At 44.0% G+C, this 19,949-nt stretch carries 22 protein-coding genes and 1 pseudogene; 16 read left to right on the top strand and 7 right to left on the bottom strand.

Annotated elements, in window-relative coordinates:
* Positions 1 to 262 precede the first annotated feature (262 nt).
* Entirely contained in the window at positions 263 to 385 is a 123-nt protein-coding gene (locus tag AOU00_RS27425; protein ID WP_257785362.1) for a hypothetical protein, read from the bottom strand.
* Between the two features lie 458 nt (positions 386 to 843).
* Here AOU00_RS27425 and AOU00_RS01030 point away from each other — a divergent pair.
* Positions 844 to 1,116, top strand: a pseudogene (locus tag AOU00_RS01030) (tetracycline resistance MFS efflux pump); the annotation flags it as partial.
* Between the two features lie 138 nt (positions 1,117 to 1,254).
* Here AOU00_RS01030 and AOU00_RS01025 read toward each other — a convergent pair.
* From AOU00_RS01025 to lexA, 5 genes are all read right to left on the bottom strand, one after another.
* The gene (locus tag AOU00_RS01025) at positions 1,255 to 1,794 is read right to left on the bottom strand and encodes a GNAT family N-acetyltransferase (protein ID WP_069289681.1); all 540 of its coding nucleotides are present in this window, start codon (positions 1,792 to 1,794) and stop codon (positions 1,255 to 1,257) included.
* A 231-nt stretch (positions 1,795 to 2,025) separates the two neighbouring features.
* On the bottom strand, positions 2,026 to 2,166 hold the full coding sequence (locus AOU00_RS26475) for a hypothetical protein (protein WP_165177052.1): 141 nt from the start codon (positions 2,164 to 2,166) through the stop codon (positions 2,026 to 2,028).
* Positions 2,167 to 2,207: 41 nt separating this feature from the next.
* Complete coding sequence (locus AOU00_RS26470; protein WP_016821950.1) at positions 2,208 to 2,372, bottom strand: hypothetical protein; 165 nt, start codon at positions 2,370 to 2,372, stop codon at positions 2,208 to 2,210.
* Positions 2,373 to 2,604: 232 nt separating this feature from the next.
* Positions 2,605 to 2,907 carry a hypothetical protein gene (locus AOU00_RS01020; protein ID WP_069289680.1) on the bottom strand — a complete coding sequence of 101 codons (303 nt, stop codon included), beginning with the start codon at positions 2,905 to 2,907 and terminating at the stop codon, positions 2,605 to 2,607.
* Positions 2,908 to 3,182: 275 nt separating this feature from the next.
* Positions 3,183 to 3,809 carry a transcriptional repressor LexA gene (gene lexA, locus AOU00_RS01015; RefSeq protein ID WP_013310545.1) on the bottom strand — a complete coding sequence of 209 codons (627 nt, stop codon included), beginning with the start codon at positions 3,807 to 3,809 and terminating at the stop codon, positions 3,183 to 3,185.
* Positions 3,810 to 3,997: 188 nt separating this feature from the next.
* Here lexA and AOU00_RS01010 point away from each other — a divergent pair, with 188 nt between their 5' ends.
* The 4 genes from AOU00_RS01010 (at position 3,998) to AOU00_RS00995 (ending at position 6,261) form a co-directional block, all read left to right on the top strand.
* Positions 3,998 to 4,366 carry a LysM peptidoglycan-binding domain-containing protein gene (locus AOU00_RS01010; RefSeq protein ID WP_069291986.1) on the top strand — a complete coding sequence of 123 codons (369 nt, stop codon included), beginning with the start codon at positions 3,998 to 4,000 and terminating at the stop codon, positions 4,364 to 4,366.
* Between the two features lie 108 nt (positions 4,367 to 4,474).
* Positions 4,475 to 4,681 carry a DUF896 domain-containing protein gene (locus tag AOU00_RS01005; RefSeq protein WP_069289679.1) on the top strand — a complete coding sequence of 69 codons (207 nt, stop codon included), beginning with the start codon at positions 4,475 to 4,477 and terminating at the stop codon, positions 4,679 to 4,681.
* 120 nt (positions 4,682 to 4,801) lie between these two features.
* A complete protein-coding gene (locus AOU00_RS01000; RefSeq protein WP_061831521.1) occupies positions 4,802 to 5,311 on the top strand; it encodes a hypothetical protein in 510 nt (169 codons plus the stop codon).
* A gap of 155 nt (positions 5,312 to 5,466) precedes the next feature.
* Complete coding sequence (locus AOU00_RS00995; protein ID WP_172828324.1) at positions 5,467 to 6,261, top strand: HAD family hydrolase; 795 nt, start codon at positions 5,467 to 5,469, stop codon at positions 6,259 to 6,261.
* A gap of 101 nt (positions 6,262 to 6,362) precedes the next feature.
* Here the strand turns inward: AOU00_RS00995 and AOU00_RS00990 are convergent, their stop codons facing one another.
* Positions 6,363 to 6,905, bottom strand: coding sequence for a 1,2-dihydroxy-3-keto-5-methylthiopentene dioxygenase (locus AOU00_RS00990; RefSeq protein ID WP_069289677.1), 543 nt, complete (start codon positions 6,903 to 6,905; stop codon positions 6,363 to 6,365).
* 281 nt (positions 6,906 to 7,186) lie between these two features.
* Between AOU00_RS00990 and metH the strand changes: the two genes are divergently transcribed.
* From metH to AOU00_RS00930, 11 genes are all read left to right on the top strand, one after another.
* Positions 7,187 to 10,627, top strand: a complete 3,441-nt coding sequence (metH, locus tag AOU00_RS00985) for a methionine synthase (protein WP_069289676.1) — start codon at positions 7,187 to 7,189, stop codon at positions 10,625 to 10,627.
* A gap of 79 nt (positions 10,628 to 10,706) precedes the next feature.
* On the top strand, positions 10,707 to 11,636 hold the full coding sequence (gene rnz / locus AOU00_RS00980) for a ribonuclease Z (RefSeq protein ID WP_069289675.1): 930 nt from the start codon (positions 10,707 to 10,709) through the stop codon (positions 11,634 to 11,636).
* Positions 11,637 to 12,127: 491 nt separating this feature from the next.
* Positions 12,128 to 12,949, top strand: a complete 822-nt coding sequence (locus tag AOU00_RS00970) for a TIGR01457 family HAD-type hydrolase (protein WP_081112503.1) — start codon at positions 12,128 to 12,130, stop codon at positions 12,947 to 12,949.
* A gap of 69 nt (positions 12,950 to 13,018) precedes the next feature.
* Positions 13,019 to 13,837, top strand: coding sequence for an Fpg/Nei family DNA glycosylase (locus AOU00_RS00965; RefSeq protein ID WP_061831515.1), 819 nt, complete (start codon positions 13,019 to 13,021; stop codon positions 13,835 to 13,837).
* The gene (locus AOU00_RS00960; protein WP_172828323.1) at positions 13,827 to 14,675 is read left to right on the top strand and encodes a deoxyribonuclease IV; all 849 of its coding nucleotides are present in this window, start codon (positions 13,827 to 13,829) and stop codon (positions 14,673 to 14,675) included. The genes AOU00_RS00965 and AOU00_RS00960 overlap by 11 nt, the downstream gene beginning before the upstream one ends.
* 71 nt (positions 14,676 to 14,746) lie before the next feature.
* Positions 14,747 to 15,085, top strand: a complete 339-nt coding sequence (locus tag AOU00_RS00955) for a cyclic-phosphate processing receiver domain-containing protein (protein WP_061831514.1) — start codon at positions 14,747 to 14,749, stop codon at positions 15,083 to 15,085.
* Positions 15,082 to 15,396: a thioredoxin family protein gene (locus tag AOU00_RS00950; RefSeq protein ID WP_061831513.1), complete on the top strand. Its 315-nt coding sequence runs from the start codon at positions 15,082 to 15,084 to the stop codon at positions 15,394 to 15,396. Before AOU00_RS00955 ends, AOU00_RS00950 begins: the two co-directional genes overlap by 4 nt.
* Positions 15,393 to 16,166 carry an ABC transporter ATP-binding protein gene (locus AOU00_RS00945; RefSeq protein WP_061831512.1) on the top strand — a complete coding sequence of 258 codons (774 nt, stop codon included), beginning with the start codon at positions 15,393 to 15,395 and terminating at the stop codon, positions 16,164 to 16,166. The genes AOU00_RS00950 and AOU00_RS00945 overlap by 4 nt, the downstream gene beginning before the upstream one ends.
* Positions 16,167 to 16,188: 22 nt before the next feature.
* Positions 16,189 to 17,247 (top strand): 23S rRNA (cytidine(2498)-2'-O)-methyltransferase RlmM, encoded by a 1,059-nt coding sequence (locus AOU00_RS00940; protein ID WP_061831511.1) that lies wholly within the window; start codon positions 16,189 to 16,191, stop codon positions 17,245 to 17,247.
* Between the two features lie 180 nt (positions 17,248 to 17,427).
* Positions 17,428 to 18,921 carry a serine/threonine-protein kinase gene (locus AOU00_RS00935; RefSeq protein WP_081330662.1) on the top strand — a complete coding sequence of 498 codons (1,494 nt, stop codon included), beginning with the start codon at positions 17,428 to 17,430 and terminating at the stop codon, positions 18,919 to 18,921.
* Positions 18,922 to 18,962: 41 nt separating this feature from the next.
* The gene (locus AOU00_RS00930) at positions 18,963 to 19,949 is read left to right on the top strand and encodes an SAF domain-containing protein (RefSeq protein WP_061831509.1); all 987 of its coding nucleotides are present in this window, start codon (positions 18,963 to 18,965) and stop codon (positions 19,947 to 19,949) included.

Raw genomic sequence — 19,949 nt, 5'->3', positions numbered from 1 at the left:
AAGTGGCAGCTATCCTCAGCCTTTGGCATCTTGGCATCAATCTGGTGAATGACCTGCTGTTTGAGGCTGGTACTAGCTGAGATACGTCTGTTTAGACTGGGTTAACGGAGTTGTGAACTCCGGATTTCATTGTAAATTTCTCATTTGCTCAAGTTTTTAAAGACAATGCTGGTTCAAGGAAACATTTGCGGCAGCCCTTTTTGACATTGGACGACACAGGCTTTTATGAATACACACATTAAGTTTACTGCTAGTTCTTGTCTTATCCTACTGGCTCAGGAATATCGCCCCCATATTCTTTCCATGGCTTCACGTACACCATCGTAAACTTCTGCAAAAGTTCAGTGTCGCTTTGGCAACCGTCTAATCCGCTATTGTTGCGCAATAGTTGTATCCTCTTTTATCGTTCATTGTTCTGATCTGTATAGTATACGGAAAACGACAGGTAACAAAGAAGTTGAGCGCTTTGTTACCCGATATCAAAACGCTACTACCAATACTCTACAGTTATACTACTGACCAATGACGTGGGCCCAACATGAAGGAACTGGAGTTGAAAACAGGTAGCAGTGTAGTGGACATAAAGGCGCGTCTGCTGGCTTTGGAAGAGGGGGACAACAAGAGCGATATACGCTCTATATTGTAATCATAGAGGGCTGGAATGGTGCCCCAAAGATCATTACATTTTCTCGTATGGAAATACGCGCTGTATTAAACCTCCAATGATATGGAGCTTATTTTTTGTACTCGGAATATAATTTGCGCATAACATATCAGGAGGCTGCACTCATGTCTTGAATGTATCTTATTTCTGGAGTGGTTTGTTTCTTATATTTAAAACAAATATCCACTATTGTTTCAAGTAGTTTAAGACAAGAAGAAGCTGGTGCAGGAATGAGCTTGCTTAATTTTATAAGCTTTTTATCAGAAGGAACAGGGATTTCAGTTGTAGGAGGCTTATTATCAATACGTTTTATTCATCAAAAATTTATACCAATCATTAATTTTCCATCTGCTTATTTATATAGCAATATGTTATTGATTTTTACAGTGGTCATTATAATTAGCGGGATTTTAACTGTTATTGTATATAGACGTTCAGTTTCAGATTCCTGATAAGAGCAGAAAAGGATTACATGCTGAAAATGATCGCATCCTCACGTTTGAAGTAAGTGGATATTCTAAATAAATCAAAAGCTCTGCTAACCTTAATTGGTTGGCAGAGCTTTGTTTGCTGATCAGTTTGATTTTAGGCTAATTTGAATGCTTAAACTTATAATACCAAAAAATCGCTTTTTCATGGGCTGTGGAAAAGTTAGAATATAGCATAGTATCAACTCCGCCGATTACAAAGTTATTTTTAGCATAGAATCGACAAGCTAAAACATTCACATCCTGTGTTTCAAGCATAAGACCAACAAGGTTATTCTGCTTAGCCCACTCGGTTGCTTTACTCAATAAGGCTGCTCCGATTCCCTTGTGTCTCCAGTCTTTAGCGACGGCAATATCCTCAATTAGAGCATAGCCATTCCAATTAGTACAAAGTTTAATTTGCCCAACACAGTCGTTCTCATCATAATATAAAAAAATAGATTTTCCTTGTTCATCAATATAACTGATGTCAACGTCATCATCCTCATACTGTTTAAAATATGGTTCGGGGAAACTTTCTTCTATATATGTCCAATTATCGTTCTCGTATTTAGGTATAATCCTCCCTGACACAATAAAGCCGTTATTCTCATTTGACTTCTTAAAATCTCCCATATTCGAAAGTGACATTTTAATTATCATGGCTTGTCTCCTCCTGGTTTAATTTCTCTACGTACACTATTCTAAAAGAGAGCCACCATTTCCTGTCTGTTAGATTTATAAAAAGAGCAAAATTGTAGCGACTGTTCAACTATGTCTGATATTCTACGATCTCGTCCGCTTGCTTCAACGATTCATAGCAGTAGTTAGGTGTACCGTTTAACACAAAAAAAAGCAGGAAGAATCCTTCCTGCTTTTGCTTGAAAACGATTATTAACGTCTGCGTTGTCTATCATTCACGCTAAACAGATTAACAGCCAGTGCGTTACCTCTTGCACGCGCAACGGCTCTTTGATTCGAACGGATGTTTGATCTTCTTCTTCTCAAATCACGTCTGCAATGTCTTCTGCTCATATGATCACCTCCCTTCAAGGAAATGAAGGTACGGATGAATCTTAGTGGTGTTTATGCTTACGCTTGGAAATTTTGATATTCAAGGCATTGGTTGCTAGTGCATTTCCGCTTCCTGTTTTAGCAGCTGCGGCTTGAAAGACTTTAACGACCAGATATCTGTTTTTCCCGATGCGATGCTTATACGTTTTAACTCTATTTCTGATCATCTGCATATCTCCTTTGCTTAGGTCTGCTATATACTATGTCAATTGTGATAGTAATGTATCAGCATAAATCTATTAAAAGCAAAAAGAAGCTGGTACCTATATTCCTAATGGTTAACAAAAAACTCATGCGAAGCTGTCTTCGCCATTTCAACTTTACGTTGCAGGAGAATGTTACAGGCAGCTCGGCATGAGTCTAATAGTGTAGATAAATAATATGCAGTTTAGTATAAAATTATTTACTATTAAGAGTGTTAAGTTTTTTCTCGTAGTACGCCTCTTGAGCAAGAATATGATTCAGTTGTTCAGAGAGCAGTTTATATTCTTGGCTGTCTTCTGGGTAATTGTTTCTTTCGGAAATTACAGCTTCGAGTTGCTTTTCTAAATACCTGAAATGGATAAGTATTTGTATGTACTGAATACGATCGTAGGTTGTTATGTGTGATTTCTCTTCTGCATACAAATGATCTATTGTTGGTACTACACAGCTTATGGCGATAAATATCACAACAAACGCTGAAATTATAATTTTTTTCATTTAATTCCTCCTACAGAGCTATGAGTAATTAATATACCATATTTATCTAAAACAAAGAAAGATCTATTAGTTTTGCCCATAACAGTATAGCTGCTCAAGATCAATCGGTGATTATTTGAGATGAGGAGGCTGATTTTATAGTAGAAACAATAGGAATAGGTTGCTGAAATGAAAAAAATAGTTGTGAGATACATAATAACAATACAAAACCGGCTTGCCCTAGGCAGCCGGTTTTGTATTAGTGGTTAGAATAACGGGGAAGAAAGAACGAGAAATCAGTGGAAGTCCCGGAAGAGTCCTACAACCTTGCCCAAAATGCTGACGTGTGTCAGGCGAAGCGGTTCAAAGGCTGGGTTTTCAGGTTGAAGCCGGATATGATCTTTTTCTTTGTAGAAGGTTTTAACTGTAGCTTCGTCTTCATCTGTCATAGCTACAACAATATCGCCATTATCAGCGGTCTGCTGCTGACGTACGATTACATAGTCTCCGTTAGCAATCCCAGCCTCAATCATGCTTTCGCCTACAACAGATAACATGAATATTTTATCCTCACCAACAAAGTGTTGGGGAAGAGGAAAGTAATCTTCAATATTTTCTGTCGCCGTAATAGGAAGGCCAGCAGTTACTTTGCCGACGACGGGGACACGACTAATGGAGTAATTAATCAAGTTGCTGTTATCCGATTCGTCTTGACCGAGTAACTCAATAGCCCGTGGTTTTGTAGGATCGCGTCGAATGAGTCCTTTTTTCTCTAAACGATCCAAATGACCGTGAACCGTAGAACTGGAGGCCAATCCGACAGCCTCGCCTATTTCGCGTACAGAAGGGGGGTATCCCTTTAGACGCACTTCATTGCGGATAAATTCAAGAATGGCCTGCTGGCGGCTCGAAATCTTAGACATACCGTATCAACCCCATTTAGTAACGTTTGGGAAAATTATAGCATAGAACCTCCGTTCGTACAAACATAAGTTCTAAATAATCCCTAAAAATAATCGCGAACTTTTGTTCTCTTTTCTATTGAACAAAACAAATGTTCGTGTTATATTGTGAAAACATAAGAACAAACGTTTGGAGGTCGCAGCCAATGATGAAATATAGCACTTATCAAAGTATTTTTCCGATGAATTCAGAAAATTTGCAGGAGACCCGAAAAGAGGGTAGAGCGCATTTTATGCAAATTATTACTAATAGTCTTTTACTTAAGCTTCTTATTTTAGTGATTGTTGCTTGGATTGCAGGGGCAGGTGTACTTACGGTTTTCGCGGCACCCTCAGTTTCCAAGGGAGAAGTGACTAAACTGACCGTACAACCTGGAGATACGTTGTGGGAGATTGCCGCAAATCATAAACCGGAACGAATGGATACACGGGTATATATAGAAGGAATTGTGCGGATTAACGGTTTGGAGGACCGGGGAGTGCAGGCAGGTCAGATACTCAAGCTTCCGCACTTCTGATCTATAGACAATTAGAGCTTGTCAGGGAGCGTAATGCGGGAGCCTTGACAAGCTCTTTTCTACATGTCAAAGTGTATTATATCTTTGCTTTTATGGAGGGGACATAATTTGGATATAGACAGCTTAGTACAGCGCATCAATGAATTAGCGCGTAAAGCAAAATCTGAGGGATTGACGGAAGAGGAAGCCATAGAGCGCGCCAATCTTCGGGAAATTTATTTAGGTAACATTCGCCGTAATTTTCGGCAGCAGCTTGAAACAATTGAATTTGTGGACGATGATACATCGAAGGGAAATGACGGGCTGAAGCATTAATGTTGTTAAAGCGCCCAAGCCTGCAATTTGCCTTTTGTTTTAGGTACCGTTCTCGGTATCTATATAGATCAGCTTTGAGGCAATTGTTTTATTGTAATATATCTGGGAAGGAATTGAGAGATGGCCCGATCATTTGAAAGAAAAGTACGCAAAAACACTGCGCATTTAAATAAATCGCGCAAAAAGCAAGGCATTCAAACCATTAACGGCGCAGGTTCTGCAATGGATATTTTCCGTGGCCGTAACATTACTGTGCCAATTATGCTGGCTGGTCTTTCTGTATTGTACATGCTTATGAGTTACTTTTTGACTAAGACTGGCATGCGAGGGATGGATTGGCTTGTATTCGGCCTGTACTTGATGCTGGCTGTTATCTTTTTCATCCGTCGTCCTTATCTGAAAGTGGGAAAGGATACTCTCTATATGCTGAAAGGTGGTAGAGAACGTCCAATGACGGCTGGGGACATGAAAGCCATCAAGATTGAAAAGGGTTACGTAACCGTTGAAAGAAAAGGTAAGGGCGGTAATTTCATTTTCACAAAATCATTAGGTCGCTATGACACGGATGCCATTGCAGAGCGACTTGAGAAGTTTGCGCTATCCAATCAGATACAGGTGGACAAGAAATAACTGATTTAGCCTGTAGCTCTTTAACAAAGGCCGTATGATGTTATTTCATATAACATGCTGCGGCCGCTTGCTTAATATGGGCACACATAACGATTCAAATACTTAACCGAGCAAATAGGTGTACATATACTGTGGAAAGAGAGTGGATAATTCAGATGACGATTCAGGCGGTAATGTTTGATCTTGATGATACCCTTTTATGGGATGAACGTAGTGTAGAAGAGGCATTTGATGCAGCATGCCAAACAGGCTCCCGTGAAGCAGGCGTTGATTCGAAAACTCTGGAGGAAGCGGTACGTAAGGAAGCACGCGCTTTGTATGAATCCTATGAAACCTTTAGTTTTACTCAAATGATCGGCATTAACCCGTTTGAAGGATTGTGGGCGAATTTTACAGCAGGTGAGCAACCTGAATTCCGCCAATTGGAACAGTTGGCCCCTGTTTATCGAAAGGAATCATGGCGCAGAGGACTCCAGCAACTAGGGATAGATAATGAGAAGTTGGCGGAAAAGCTGGCTACCCAATTTGCTTCGGAAAGACGCGCGCGTCCACATGTATATGAAGAAACGTTTGAGATTCTAGAACAATTGAAGGGACATTACAAACTGTTATTGCTGACAAATGGCTCCCCTGATCTACAACAGGAGAAACTGGATGGAGTTCCTCAATTAGCTCCTTTTTTTGATCATGTTGTCATTTCAGGTTCATTTGGTCGAGGCAAGCCTGATCCGTCTATATTCCAGCATGCTTTGGGGCTTCTTGGTATTGAGCCTGAACATGCTTTAATGGTAGGAGATAAGCTGACGACTGATATTCAAGGAGCGTTGGCAGCAGGTGTACACTCGGTGTGGGTGAACCGGAACGCTAAAACCAATACCACAGAGATCAAGCCGAAGTTCGAAATCAAGCATCTGTCTGAATTGGGCGGAATTATTCAATCGTTAAAGTAAGAAATCCAGAGTCTTTAGAAACGAGTATAAAAAAAACTCCCTTCGCTCGATTGTTACAGAGCAGAGGGAGTTTTTTTATTCACACAAGGATAAATTCGTAATTATGCTTTAATGAAGGTTGGGTCTTCATACGGTTCGGCAATCCAGCCATTTTCTTCGATGAACAATCGGATTGCGACGATCTTTTGATTCTCCATTAAAGTGAAGAAGTGAGGTATATTTTCAGGTACGGAGATAACGTCCCCCGGTGAAAGCTCTACGTTAAAATAGCCGATCTCTTCAGGGCCTTTAATGATGAAGATGCCTTTACCGGCGACAATGGCACGAATTTCATCCTCGGTGTGGGTGTGAATTTGCTCAAACTTGGCCAGTAGCTCGTCCAAATTCGCCGTTGCTTCAGATAAAGTGATAACGTCCCATATTTTATATCCGCGACGTGCGGCTAAATCCTTGATTTCGGGTTCAAATGTTTGGAGAACAGCGGCCTTTTGATCATCTGTTAAGGTAAAGTTCTCTTGCAGCTCCCCGGACAATTTGGAAGTATCCCAATGTTCATACAATATCTCGTGACTCTCCAGAAATTCACGTACTTGTTCTTCACCGCTAATTCGTTCGTTCGTATTACGTATTAAGATTTCGGCCATATATTTATTCCCTCTTTTCCACTTGGATTAATATTGTATAAAGAATACCATGTCTTGAAACGTTGTACAATACAGGATTTCAACATTTTATAATGCAAATGACTATAGCTAAAGGGTCAGGGGTTAAGTACGTTCTGTAATGCTACAAACTATAAAAATGGATTAGAGAAGTCGTTTTTACAAAGAACAACCTGTATAAAACGTATGTTTTTACTTCAATCTATCTAAATGATACGGTTTCTGCTAAACTAGGATTTAACGTTTTGCGGGGGTGAAGAAATTTGGATAAAGTTAGCTTGCAGGATGCATTACAACGAAGAATACTCCTTCTTGATGGGGCCATGGGCACCATGATTCAACAGGAAGACCTTTCCCCCGATGATTTTGGTGGGGAAGAGCTGGAGGGCTGTAATGAAATGCTGGTCTTAACGAGACCAGATGTCATTCAAGGGATTCATGAAGCTTACTTGAAGGCTGGGGCAGACCTAATTGAAACGAATACATTTGGAGCAACATCCGTCGTTTTGGCGGATTACGATATACCAGAACGTGCCCGTGAAATTAATCTGGTGGCAGCCAAACTGGCGCGTAACGCGGTGGATAAATACAGCACTGCGGACAAGCCTCGTTTTGTAGTAGGAGCTATGGGTCCAACCACGAAAACCTTGTCTGTCACAGGTGGTGTTACATTTGCTGAGCTGATTGACAGCTATCAAGAGCAGGCCTTGGCGCTTATTGAAGGCGGCGTGGATGTGCTCCTTTTGGAGACCTCACAGGATACGCTTAACGTCAAGGCTGGAAGCATCGGAATTCGGCAGGCTTTTGAGCAGACAGGTATCGAGCTTCCGCTAATGATTTCAGGCACGATTGAGCCTATGGGAACGACGTTGGCCGGACAAAATATCGAATCCTTTTGCATATCACTTGAACACTTACATCCAATTTCGATTGGATTGAATTGTGCTACAGGTCCAGAGTTTATGCGTGATCATATTCGCTCTCTGTCTGAAATGTCCTCTGCAGCTATTAGCTGTTATCCAAATGCGGGCTTGCCCGATGAAAATGGCCAATACCATGAATCGCCTGATTCATTAGCACGTAAAATGGCTGCTTTCGCTGAAAAAGGCTGGCTGAATATTGCTGGGGGTTGTTGTGGTACCACGCCTGAGCATATTCGAGTTATGAGTGAAAGTATGGCGCAGTTTGAGCCACGTCCGCTGGTAGGTCATCATCCTCCTGCCGTATCAGGCATTGAGCCTGTATATATTGAACAGGACAATCGTCCGTATATGGTTGGTGAGCGAACGAATGTTCTAGGCTCCCGCAAATTCAAGCGTTTGATCGTGGAAGGCAAATATGAAGAGGCATCTGAAATTGCCCGCGCTCAGGTAAAAAGCGGAGCGCATGTCATTGATATTTGTGTGCAGGACCCGGATCGCGATGAAATGACGGATATGGAAGCGTTTTTGAAACTGGTTGTAAACAAGGTAAAAGTACCTTTGGTGATTGATACCACGGATATTAAAGTCATTGATAAAGCACTTCAATATTCGCAAGGTAAGGCGATTATTAACTCCATTAATTTGGAGGATGGTGAAGAGAAATTTGAGAAAATGGCTCCTCTTATTCATAAGTACGGCGCCGCTGTTGTTGTTGGAACCATTGATGAACGCGGACAGGCTATTTCACGTGAGGATAAGCTTGAGGTAGCTAAACGTTCTTATGATCTGTTGGTGAACCGTTACGGTTTGGCAGCGGAGGATCTAATTTTTGATACGCTCGTATTTCCAGTAGGAACAGGTGATGAGCAATATATCGGTTCAGCTAAGGAAACGATAGAGGGCATTCGCATTATTAAAGAAGCGCTTCCCGGGGTACATACCATCCTGGGCATCAGTAACGTATCTTTTGGTTTGCCGGAAGCGGGTCGTGAAGTGCTCAATTCCGTCTATTTATATGAATGCACCAAAGCAGGTCTGGACTATGCGATTGTAAACACTGAGAAGCTTGAACGTTATGCATCCATTCCAGAGCATGAGCGGAAACTTGCGGAAGACTTGATCTATAAAACAAATGACGATACTTTATCCGCTTTTGTAGCAGCTTTCCGTAACAAGAAAGTGGAGAAAAAAGAAAAGATATCAAACCTTTCGCTCGAAGAACGACTGGCTTCCTATGTAGTCGAGGGAAGTAAAGAGGGACTCATTCCGGATCTGGAGCAAGCGCTCGTGAAATATTCTTCGCTGGAGATTATTAACGGCCCGCTGATGAAGGGGATGGAGGAAGTAGGACGACTGTTTAACAATAACGAACTGATTGTTGCAGAGGTGCTGCAAAGCGCTGAAGTGATGAAGGCGTCCGTGGCCTATTTGGAGCCGTTCATGGAGAAGAATGAATCCTCAGTAAAAGGTAAGATTTTGTTGGCTACAGTCAAAGGTGATGTGCATGACATTGGTAAGAATCTGGTAGAGATTATTCTATCCAACAATGGTTACCATATCGTGAATCTGGGTATAAAAGTACCACCAGAACGCATTATTGAAGCTTACCGTGAAGAAAAGGCCGATATGATTGGCTTATCCGGACTGCTTGTTAAATCGGCACAACAAATGGTGCTGACCGCACAGGATTTAAAAAATGCAAATATTGATATTCCAATAATGGTGGGTGGAGCTGCTTTAACACGTAAGTTCACTAAAAATCGTATCCGTCCTGAGTATGATGGTCTGGTTGCCTATGCAAAGGATGCTATGGATGGTCTGGATATTGCCAATAAGCTTATGAATCCTGAGTCCCGCAAAAAAATGGCTGAGGACATGGAGGCTGAGCGGGAGGCTGAAGCGGCAATCGTCGTGGAAGCCAAGCCGCTCCCTAAGCTCACTCGAGCTGTGCGCTCTAATATTGCTCAGGATTTGCCCGTTTATATTCCACCAGATACGGATCGCCATGTACTACGCAACTATCCACTGAATTATATTTTGCCTTACGTGAATATGCAGATGCTAATGGGGCATCATCTTGGTTTAAAAGGCAATGTTGAACAGCTGCTGGCTTCGGAAGATCCGAAAGCGATTCAGTTGAAGGAAACCGTGGACAGCATCATGTTTGAAGCTGTGACAGACGGAATCATCCAGGCACATGCTATGTATCGTTTCTTTCCAGCGCAGTCCCAAGGAGATCAAGTTCTGATCTATGATCCCTCGGATGTGAGCAAGGTACTGCACACATTTACATTCCCGCGCCAGCAGGTAGAGCCTTATCTATGTCTGGCTGATTTCTTGAAATCAGTGGAATCCGGAGTTATGGACTATGTAGGTTTCATGGTCGTTACAGCTGGTCATGGGATTCAGCAGATATCTACCCAGTGGAAAGATAAAGGAGATTATCTGCGCTCGCATGCACTTCAAGCGGTAGCACTCGAAGTAGCAGAAGGGTTAGCGGAACGGCTTCACCATATTATCAGGGATAGCTGGGGGTTCCCGGACCCTGCCGATATGACAATGAAACAGCGACACGGTGCCAGATATCAAGGCATTCGGGTATCCTTTGGCTATCCGGCATGTCCAGATCTCGAGGATCAGGGGCCGTTGTTCCAGTTGTTAAAACCTGAGGATATTGGCGTTGAGCTGACGGAAGGGTTTATGATGGAACCGGAGGCTTCAGTATCAGCCATGGTGTTCAGCCACCCTCAGGCGCAGTATTTTAACGTCGAAAAGGTTTAACACCTTTATCAGATGGGATAGCAAATACCCTCCGAGCTTCGGAGGTTTTTTGCTGGTCAGCAGGAAGAAGGTTAAAGTTATGGAATTTTATTTTCTCGGTACAAATGCAGGGGTGCCTACGATTCAGCGAAATGTAACGTCCATCGCTCTTCGTTTGCTGGAAGAACGAAGAAGCATGTGGCTGTTCGACTGCGGCGAAGGCACTCAACAAGAGGTATTGCGTTCGCCGCTCAAACTAAGCAGACTTGAAAAAATATTTATCACCCATTTGCATGGGGATCATCTTTTTGGACTGCCGGGACTGCTGTCGAGCAGAGCGTATCAAGGGGGAACGACACCACTGACGGTATATGGGCCACCTGGAATCCAGCAATATATCGAGCTATCTTTAGGGATCAGCCAATCGCGTATCAATTACCAACTACATATTGTGGAGCATACGGGCGGGGTTCTGTTTGATGATGGACAATTCCGGGTAGAGTCAGCTTTGCTGGTTCATCGGATTGACAGCTATGGCTACCGAGTTGTAGAGATGGATAAGCCCGGTAAGCTTAACCAAGAGCTGTTGGAGCGATATGGTATTAAGCCTGGCCCGGTGTACGGTAAGTTAAAGCGTGGGGAAAGCGTGGAGGTAGAGGGTGGAGTTATTTTGCATCCGCAGGATGTACTGGGTTCGCCGAAAAAAGGGCGTATCATCACGATTTTAGGGGATACGAGACCTTGTCCGAATACGGTAGTGCTGGCTCAAGATGCAACTGTCGTCGTTCATGAAGCCACTTTTCTGCATGAACTGGCAGATACAGCTTACGAGTATCATCATAGTACAGCGCTTCAGGCAGCGGAAGCTGCAAAAGCCGCAGGTGCGGGTCAGTTAATCATGACGCATTTTAGTTCTAGGTATAAAGATCAGGAGCAGCTTCAGCCATTGCTGGAGGAAGCGCAAAGCATATTTCCTAATTCATTGCTTGCGGAGCAGCATGTGTTGTTACCGGTACCCGATATCGGTTAATAAACGATTGGAGAAGATATGTGCATGGGTGCCGGGGCTTGCCTCGGTGCCTTTGTTTTTCACCGAAATTATTTTCCGGGAAAGCGCAGGATGCGACAAGAGATGAGAACCCGTGCAGGGTGGTGGGGGATGAATTTGTTCTACCACATATGGAGGCATGTCCTATTCGAGTTTCTATATATCGAATTTAAAGGATTATATTTCTTGAGCATGACCAGGAAATACAGGAGATTTCCTTTGAGGAAATAGCGCCTTCGATGGATTTCGACGAAGAAGTGAACTTATGTCATGGGAAAGCGACGGCTTTTAGCGAGGAATGGCACTATTTTGGACGTTTTACCAGCAATTCATGGACTTCATAAGCATTTTTGACTTAAGATAGATGAGATGAATAGAGACGGCCGATTATTTTATGACCTGAATAATTAAGGTGGTTAAATAAGAAGGAGAACATCGTTCATGGGATGAATTATAATTTTTAATGCTATGATGTGAATGGATTTGAAGTAGGGGAGGGGATTGCGATAAAATCGTTACTAATTGATCTGGATGGAACACTTTATCATGGAAATCGGATGATCAAGGGTGCGGATCTGTTCATATCCCAATTGCGTTCAGACCAGATACCTTATGCCTATGTTACAAACAATGCTTCACGTACACCCGATTCGGTGGCTGAGCATTTGGTTGGTATGGGAATTGAAGCGGCCAGCCATGAAGTATATACTTCGGCGTTAGCAGCTGCACAATATGTTGCACAGCAAAGTCCTGGAGCTCGTGTATTTTGTATTGGTGAAACAGGATTACGCGATGCACTCACAGGAGCCGGTTTGCAGCTTGTTGAGAACCATCCTGATTATGTGGTGCAGGGGATAGATCGTCAATTTACATATGATGCGCTGGCCGCTGCCATGCGCTGGATTCGGGAAGGAGCAACTTTTATTTTGACAAACCCGGATCTCCAATTGCCTTCACATGATGGGCTAACGCCAGGTGCAGGTACGATTGGAGCTGCAATTGAAGCGGCTTCACAGGTGAAGCCTATTGTCATCGGCAAGCCTTCAAGCGTATTGATGAACTATGCGCTGAACCGCTTAAACATTAGGGCGGATGAAGCTCTGGTTGTGGGCGATAATATGCTTACAGATATTGCGGCAGGTGCAGCAGCAGGTTGTAAAACAGCTCTGATCCTGTCGGGCGTGACGACCCGCGCTAATATGGACGAGCATGTGCGTACCGTTGGAGTGAAACCTGACCTGATGTTTGACAATCTCGCTGAACTGCAGGACTGGATGAAAGAAGAGCTGAAATAATAGAAAGTATATGTCTTACAAAACTTGCGAGAATTAAAAGCTATGTAGCTACGAAAGGAAAGATGTTTTATGCCGGAACTTCCTGAAATGGAAAACTACAGAATCTTATTATCAAAACAAATTTTGGACATTCCGATTACTGGAGTTACGGTTAGCCGTGAAAAGTCCATTAATACTGAAGTGGAAACGTTTGAGAAGCAATTGCTGGGAACGACCGTTGTATATTTAGAGCGTCGAGGCAAGCATTTGATTTTTCATTTAAACACGGGCGGGCGGCTCGTACTTCATCTGATGCTCGGAGGACTGTTATATCTGGGAACGGAGGAGCAGCGTCCAGATCGTACAGTTCAAATCGAATTAGATTTTAGTGGAGTAAAGCTTTATTTTATCGGACTGCGCTTAGGTTATCTGCACCTGCTAACGGCTAAAGAAACAGAAGAAGCTTTGTCAGACCTGGGACCTGATCCGTTAGACCGTCGCATGACGTTGGAAAAGTTTACAGCACGGCTGAAGGGACGCCGGGGGATTTTGAAAACAACGCTGGTGAATCAGCAGATTTTTTCGGGTATTGGCAATTGTTATTCAGACGAAATTGCTTATATCGCCGGATTTACACCGGGTTCCAAAGTACAGAACATTGTGCAGTCGCCAGAAAAAGTGGAAAAGCTATATCATGCCACTCAATCCGTACTACGTGAAGCTACAGCGGAAGGCGGGTACATGGAAATGCCTCTAATGGAGGGGGACACGCTAACAGGTGGATTTGATCATCAGTGCCGAGTATATGACCGCGAAGGAGAAGAATCTCCAAGTGGCGGGAAAATTGTAAGGGTTGAACTGGCGGGGAAAAAAGCATTTTATTGCCCGGTACAGCAGCATGATGCCTAAATTGCTCATCGGCTCCCATGTGAGTACGCGTGGTGGCTTTTCCAAAGCCGCTATGCGTGCGCGAGAGCAGGGGGGACGTTCATTTCAATATTTCCCGAAAAATCCTCGTAGTCTTAGGCTGAAGGAATGGAGTGCTACTGATGCTGCTGCTTGCAACGCTTACTGTTTAGAGCACCAGCTTCAATCCATTGCTCATTCACCATATCCCGTTAATCCGGCTCATGGGTCCGAGCGTGGTCAGGAACTTTATGAGCTGACGATTGCTTCATTACGCAATGATCTGGATATTGCTGAAGCCTGTGGGTCAAAAGGGATTGTCGTTCATTTTGGTCATATGCATTCGTTAGACCCTCTAGAGGGCTACCGTAATATCATTAACTGTTTTAATGATGTGCTGGAAGGCTGGCTGGGAAATGCTAAAATATTGATCGAAAATCAGGCGGGAGATCATGGCCCCATGGGAACCACGCTTGAGGAAATGGTGCAGATCCGTCAGCTGTGCCGGTATCCTGACAGTATCGGCTTTTGCTTAGACACTTGTCATGCATATGCAGCGGGATTGTGGAACGGTGGAATGGACGAGGCTTTGATCGAAAAAGGGAATCGTCTCGGCTATTGGTCAGCTCTGTGTGGAGTTCATTTGAACGATTCTAAATACCCATATGGCTCTAAAAAAGACAGACATGCTCGTGTGGGACAAGGCTACATTGGTACTGAGGGCATGCATTGGATGACAGATCAGGAGGCTGTAAGAGGGATTCCTATCGTTTTGGAGAGTGAGACGGGACCTGATGGGACACATCAGGAGGATATTCAAATGATTCTAAGCTGGGAGTAAATCGGTCTGATTGATAATAACTATCTTTGAGGCTTGTGAGCTTGCATATATGGAAAAAGGAGGAGAAGTTGATGTATTTGTTTATGGACGATTATCGGCCTTGTCCTCCGGGTTTTAAGTTGGCAAGAGATGCGGATGAGTGTCTGCTGCTGCTTCATGAATACCCTATTTCGATACTATCGCTAGATTATGATTTGGGTCCAGGTCAGCCTACGGGAAAGGATGTGGCTGCTGCTATCGCAGAGAAACGGTTATATCCACGTGAAATTTACTTGCATTCGTCCAGTCCAGAGGGGCGGCGAGTCATGTATGAGCTACTCTATGCGAATAAGCCAGAGGGAGTCATCGTACACAACGGGCCCATACCCGAAGAGCGTATGCGAGAGATCAGAAAAGGGTCTGAACGATGAAAGAGATCGGACAAAAAGAGGCGCGCCGTGCCATATGGGAGGGATGCAAGCTGGCTTTGTTTGTGTACACTCCCATGTGCGGAACATGCGCGGCTGCCCGTAAAATGCTGGAGGTAGCAGAGCATTTGCTCCCTGAAGAAGCAGTGGTGCAGAGCAACATTAACTATATTCCTGAACTGGTACAGGAGTACCGGATATCCAGCGTTCCCGCGCTTCTTATATATAATGGTGAAAACAAAAATCCTGAAATCATCTACAAAATGGAATCTGTAGAACACTTGCTGAGCAAAATAAGGAGCGTGATGGAATGATATCCATGAAGAGCATTACGTTGCAGCGGGAAGAAAGACGGATTTTGGACGATGTAAGCCTGGACATACGAGAAGGTGAACATTGGGCTATTCTGGGTCGCAATGGTTCCGGTAAAACAACATTGCTGGAAATGATGACAGGATATATGTTTCCAAGTCATGGAACGGTTGAAGTGCTTGGGCAAATGTATGGTCAATGTGATGTGCGGGAAGTTCGCAAACAAATCGGATATATCAGCCAGACCTTGTTGGAAAAGCTGGCGCTAAAAGATCCCGTTTGGGAAGTTGTCGCTACAGGTGCGTATGCTTTTTTGCGCTTTTATCAGGAAATTCCGACAGAGGCAAAAGAAAAGGCCATATCTTTGCTGGAGGGTATGAATTTAGGCGACTTGATTCATCACCCACTGGGGACGTTATCTCAAGGAGAACGTAAAAAGGTGATGCTGGCCCGCTCACTGATGGCAGAACCTCGTCTGCTAATTATGGATGAGCCTTGTGCCGGGTTGGATCTATTTGAGCGGGAAAAAATGCTGGTCGAGATTGATCGGCTCCGCAAGCTAGACTTATCAGTGGTTTATGTGACTCACCACATTGAGGAGATTGTCCCCCTCTTTACGCATGTTGCATTGATTCGTGATGGTAAGGTCGCAGCAGCTGGACCGAAAAAAGAAGTTTTAACGAAAGAATTGATTATGCACACATATGAAGTTCCGGTTGAGCTGGATTGGGATGGAGAACGTCCATGGATTCGGGTGTGCACTGGAGGGTAATGTTATTTTGGAGGAACTATATATGAGTACAGATGAACAAAGTGAATCTACTTTGTCATCATCAAGATTTGTTTGTACGGCCAATCATGGTTTTGCACCCTATGCTCAAGAGGAGCTTAGAAGATTATTTGGCTCTGTAAAAAGCACGATGCTTTTACCTGGTGAAATTTTTCTGGCTACATTACCTGCGGAAGAAATTGAGGCAGTGAGGACAATTACAGCTCAGCCGCCGATGTTTTTACGTCACTTGTTTCCTGTTCATTTTCAGGAAGAAGGAACGGACCTGGTTCAGGTGCAGGAACGGCTGGTTGCATTCATCCGTAACCGCAAGGAACTGATGGATCAACGTGTTTCTTTACAAGTGCGCAAAGGATCTAATAGCAGTTGGACTGAAAGCGCAGGTGCGCTCAAGCAGGCTTTGAGTGAACAAATAAGTGATCTACCTATGGAGCAGACAGTACAAGGTGCCGATCTTATTGTGTCCGTTTTTGCAGATACAGATACGTGGTATGCAGGTGTATCACGTCCTGAGGATAACCTATCGGATTGGAGCGGAGGCGCGGTTCGTTTTCAAAAAGAAGATGGACAAATTTCTCGTGCCAAATTCAAGCTATTGGAAGCAGAAGCAACGTTCGGCATAGATTTTGGCGCTTTCCGTCAGGGACTGGATATTGGGGCAGCACCGGGTGGATGGACTTCCTTCTTACTGGAGCGGGGACTGAAAGTTACAGCGGTTGATCCGGCAAAGATGGAGCCATCACTGATGAAGTACGCCAATCTGACTTTTTTGCGTAAAAATGCAAGTGAAGTCAAATTTAAAGAGAATTCGTTCGATCTGCTGGTTTGTGATATGAGCTGGAGTCCTAAGCAAATGGCAAGGCTCGTTACTGATTTACTATATAGTTTGCGAAGTGGTGGTACTGCTATCGTTACGGTCAAGCTAATGCATAAAAAGCCCTTGGCGCTCATTCATGATGTAATTGCTTCATTTGAGGAGTCCGGCATGCAGATTCAGCGAGCTAAGCAGCTATTCCATAACCGAGATGAAATTACCCTGTACATGATCAAGTATGGAAAATAATACTTTACAATAGATACAGGTGTGCTATATAATAAATCCAAATTGTTCCTTAAAAATAATAATCATGTTTAAATCAAGGGAAAGCATCCCGCGAAAACGGTTTTCATGGCGACATGGAAATTTGATTTTGCGGCAGCTTTCCCTTTTTTGCGTTGTCTGCTTTAGAAAGGAGGTAGGAGAATAATGAAGCAACCATCACAGTTGGAATTCGGATCCATTGTCGGTGAGCGTTACCGTATTGTTCGCACATTGGGTTCGGGAGGAATGAGCCGCGTGTTCATGGCAGAGGATTTAAAACTGCCAGGCAAGCAATGGGCGGTGAAGGAGTCGGTTGCCGGGCCACAAGTGATGAAGCTTGTACGTACGGAGGCAGAGATGCTGATTTCGCTAAGTCATCCACGTTTACCGAGAATTGTTGATTTTTTTGAGCATCCTCGATCTGGTGCGGTATACCTGGTCATGGATTACATCGAAGGAATTACGCTGGAAGCATACATGAAGGGCTATGAAGGCTATATTCCACAGGAGCAAATCGTCCCATTCGCTTTGCAGGTACTGGATGTGTTGGATTATTTGCATACCCGTCAACCGCCAGTCATTTACCGGGATCTGAAACCGACGAATATTATGCTGACACCGGAAATGGAATTTATACTGATTGATTTTGGAATAGCGAGGAGCTATAAGGCTGAACTGGATCAAGATACGGTAAAGCTGGGCACAGTGGGCTTCGCTGCCCCGGAGCAATATGGAGCAGGTCAGACGGATGCTCGTTCAGACTTATACAGTTTGGGAGCGCTGCTATTGTATCTATGTACAGGAGGCAAATATAGCGAGTGGACTGCGGGAGTAGAAGGGTATATTCGCGGAGAATTGCCCCGCCAATTGATCCCGGTGATTCGAAAACTGCTGCGTCAGCATCCTGAGGAACGATTTCAATCTGCCGGGGAGGTCATTGGAGAACTGCGGCACAGTGCGGATTTTCAGCCTGCTCAACAAGGAATATCCGTTAATGATGCCTCAATGGATTATGCAGGTACAAGGGTAGTGGCTGTATTGGGTGTCTCTGCCGGCTCCGGTGCTACTCATACAGCAATTGCGGTGAGCCACTATCTGGCTCGAAGGACCCGCTCCGTAGCTTTGGTTGAGCTGCACAGCACAGCCAAAGCATTTGCCCGACTTCAAGAAGTCGTAGAAGGCACATCCGTTGGACAATCGAGTTCAAGTCGGCGTTTTGAAGTTGATGGAGTACACTACTGGCGGCAAACATCTCGTGCGGATGTCATTTCTTTGTTGGGTGGTTCCTATAGATTTATAGTATTGGACCTGGGGAGTGGGCAGGACAATGAACGACTGGAAGAATTCTTGAGAGCCGATTATCCGCTTGTCGTTGGCTCAGGGGCCGAATGGAGAGTTCAGGATATAGCAGGGCTAGCCCGATCTCTTCAGCGCCACCCGCAGCACAAATGGAATTACTGCTTGCCATTGGCACCCTCCGAAGCGGTCCGCAGGCTTCGTAAGGAGCTGGATCACGATAAAGTGTTTGCTCTACCGTTCCACTCAGACCCCTTCGAACAAGATGATGAGATGGATCAGGTGCTGGACGAGCTGTTTCGCGGAGTCATTCCAGATACCCGAAAAAAACGTTTCGGATTCCTTAAACGACAGCGCTAAATAGAACGGTATATATCAAAAAGAGGCAGGGGAGAAGTTGTGTGTCCAAGCTAAGAAAAAGTAGTAAACAAAAGCTATACGCCGGATGTATTGGTGCAGGGATTGTTGGCATTATCTTTGCTGGCTACCTTATGGTTAATATCCATCAGATGAATGAGGTCAGGAAACAGGCTGAGGTAGAGGCAGAACTGAAATGGAAAGTGTATGAACAGGAGCAACGAACCGCGAAAAAAGGTTGGGCGGTTGTCCGTGACATTTCTCCAGGTGAACAGATTGCAACTAATGATTTGAAGGCAATTAAAGTTCCCGGTTCTCAGGCCCCATCAAATTTGCTGACAGATAAAAGTGAGGTTTCTGGTACCACAGCCAAAATTGAGCTAAAAAAGGGATCTGTGCTTACATCGGCCATGGTTACTGCTGATGAGCCCACACCTAAAGATTTACGCAACCGTGAGCTAAAGGTGGTAGTATTGCCCAACAGCCTCAAGTCGGGTGACGAAGTGGATATCCGCATTCAATTTCCAACAGGGCAGGATTACATTCTATTATCTAAGAAGAAGATTTCTCGACTGGAAGGTCCAATTGTCTGGGTCACTTTGAATGAGCAGGAAATATTATCGCTTTCGAGTGCGATTGTTGATGCTTATCTGCATAAAGCATCTATCTATGCCCTGACATATGTCGATCCCCAATTTCAGCCCAAGGCAATCCCGACCTATCCGCCTAATGCGCAGGTGTTAGCGTTAATGAATAGTGATCCGAATTTGATACGCGTGGCTGAACAAAAGCTGTCCAAGCAGCTGCGGGATTCGCTTGAAAATGCAATTAATGCGTCAAACAATGTGATTTCAACACCCGTGGAAAGAAGTTTGAGTGAGGAAATTGTAGCCCAGCATGCGGGTGCTACTATAGAAAACCCAGCAAGCGGGATAGATGATACAAGAAATGAATATGAGAACGAGCAGGATCATCAAGAACAAACAAAGATTCTGACGCAGGGCGAAAGCTCTGCTCCGTATGCCAAATAA

Source organism: Paenibacillus polymyxa (assembly GCF_001719045.1).
In the GTDB taxonomy this organism is placed as follows: Bacteria; Bacillota; Bacilli; order Paenibacillales; family Paenibacillaceae; genus Paenibacillus; species Paenibacillus polymyxa_B.
This window is presented reverse-complemented; position numbering and strand designations above follow the sequence as displayed.

Excerpts from the sequence above, each read along its gene's own strand:
- AOU00_RS01025 (WP_069289681.1), bottom strand. The coding sequence starts at position 1,794 with ATGATAATTAAAATGTCACTTTCGAATATGGGAGATTTTAAGAAGTCA.
- AOU00_RS26475 (WP_165177052.1), bottom strand. The coding sequence starts at position 2,166 with ATGAGCAGAAGACATTGCAGACGTGATTTGAGAAGAAGAAGATCAAAC.
- AOU00_RS26470 (WP_016821950.1), bottom strand. The coding sequence starts at position 2,372 with ATGATCAGAAATAGAGTTAAAACGTATAAGCATCGCATCGGGAAAAAC.
- AOU00_RS01020 (WP_069289680.1), bottom strand. The coding sequence starts at position 2,907 with ATGAAAAAAATTATAATTTCAGCGTTTGTTGTGATATTTATCGCCATA.
- lexA (WP_013310545.1), bottom strand. The coding sequence starts at position 3,809 with ATGTCTAAGATTTCGAGCCGCCAGCAGGCCATTCTTGAATTTATCCGC.
- AOU00_RS01010 (WP_069291986.1), top strand. The coding sequence starts at position 3,998 with ATGAAATATAGCACTTATCAAAGTATTTTTCCGATGAATTCAGAAAAT.
- AOU00_RS01000 (WP_061831521.1), top strand. The coding sequence starts at position 4,802 with ATGGCCCGATCATTTGAAAGAAAAGTACGCAAAAACACTGCGCATTTA.
- AOU00_RS00995 (WP_172828324.1), top strand. The coding sequence starts at position 5,467 with ATGACGATTCAGGCGGTAATGTTTGATCTTGATGATACCCTTTTATGG.
- AOU00_RS00990 (WP_069289677.1), bottom strand. The coding sequence starts at position 6,905 with ATGGCCGAAATCTTAATACGTAATACGAACGAACGAATTAGCGGTGAA.
- rnz (WP_069289675.1), top strand. The coding sequence starts at position 10,707 with ATGGAATTTTATTTTCTCGGTACAAATGCAGGGGTGCCTACGATTCAG.
- AOU00_RS00965 (WP_061831515.1), top strand. The coding sequence starts at position 13,019 with ATGCCGGAACTTCCTGAAATGGAAAACTACAGAATCTTATTATCAAAA.
- AOU00_RS00960 (WP_172828323.1), top strand. The coding sequence starts at position 13,827 with ATGATGCCTAAATTGCTCATCGGCTCCCATGTGAGTACGCGTGGTGGC.
- AOU00_RS00955 (WP_061831514.1), top strand. The coding sequence starts at position 14,747 with ATGTATTTGTTTATGGACGATTATCGGCCTTGTCCTCCGGGTTTTAAG.
- AOU00_RS00950 (WP_061831513.1), top strand. The coding sequence starts at position 15,082 with ATGAAAGAGATCGGACAAAAAGAGGCGCGCCGTGCCATATGGGAGGGA.
- AOU00_RS00945 (WP_061831512.1), top strand. The coding sequence starts at position 15,393 with ATGATATCCATGAAGAGCATTACGTTGCAGCGGGAAGAAAGACGGATT.
- AOU00_RS00940 (WP_061831511.1), top strand. The coding sequence starts at position 16,189 with ATGAGTACAGATGAACAAAGTGAATCTACTTTGTCATCATCAAGATTT.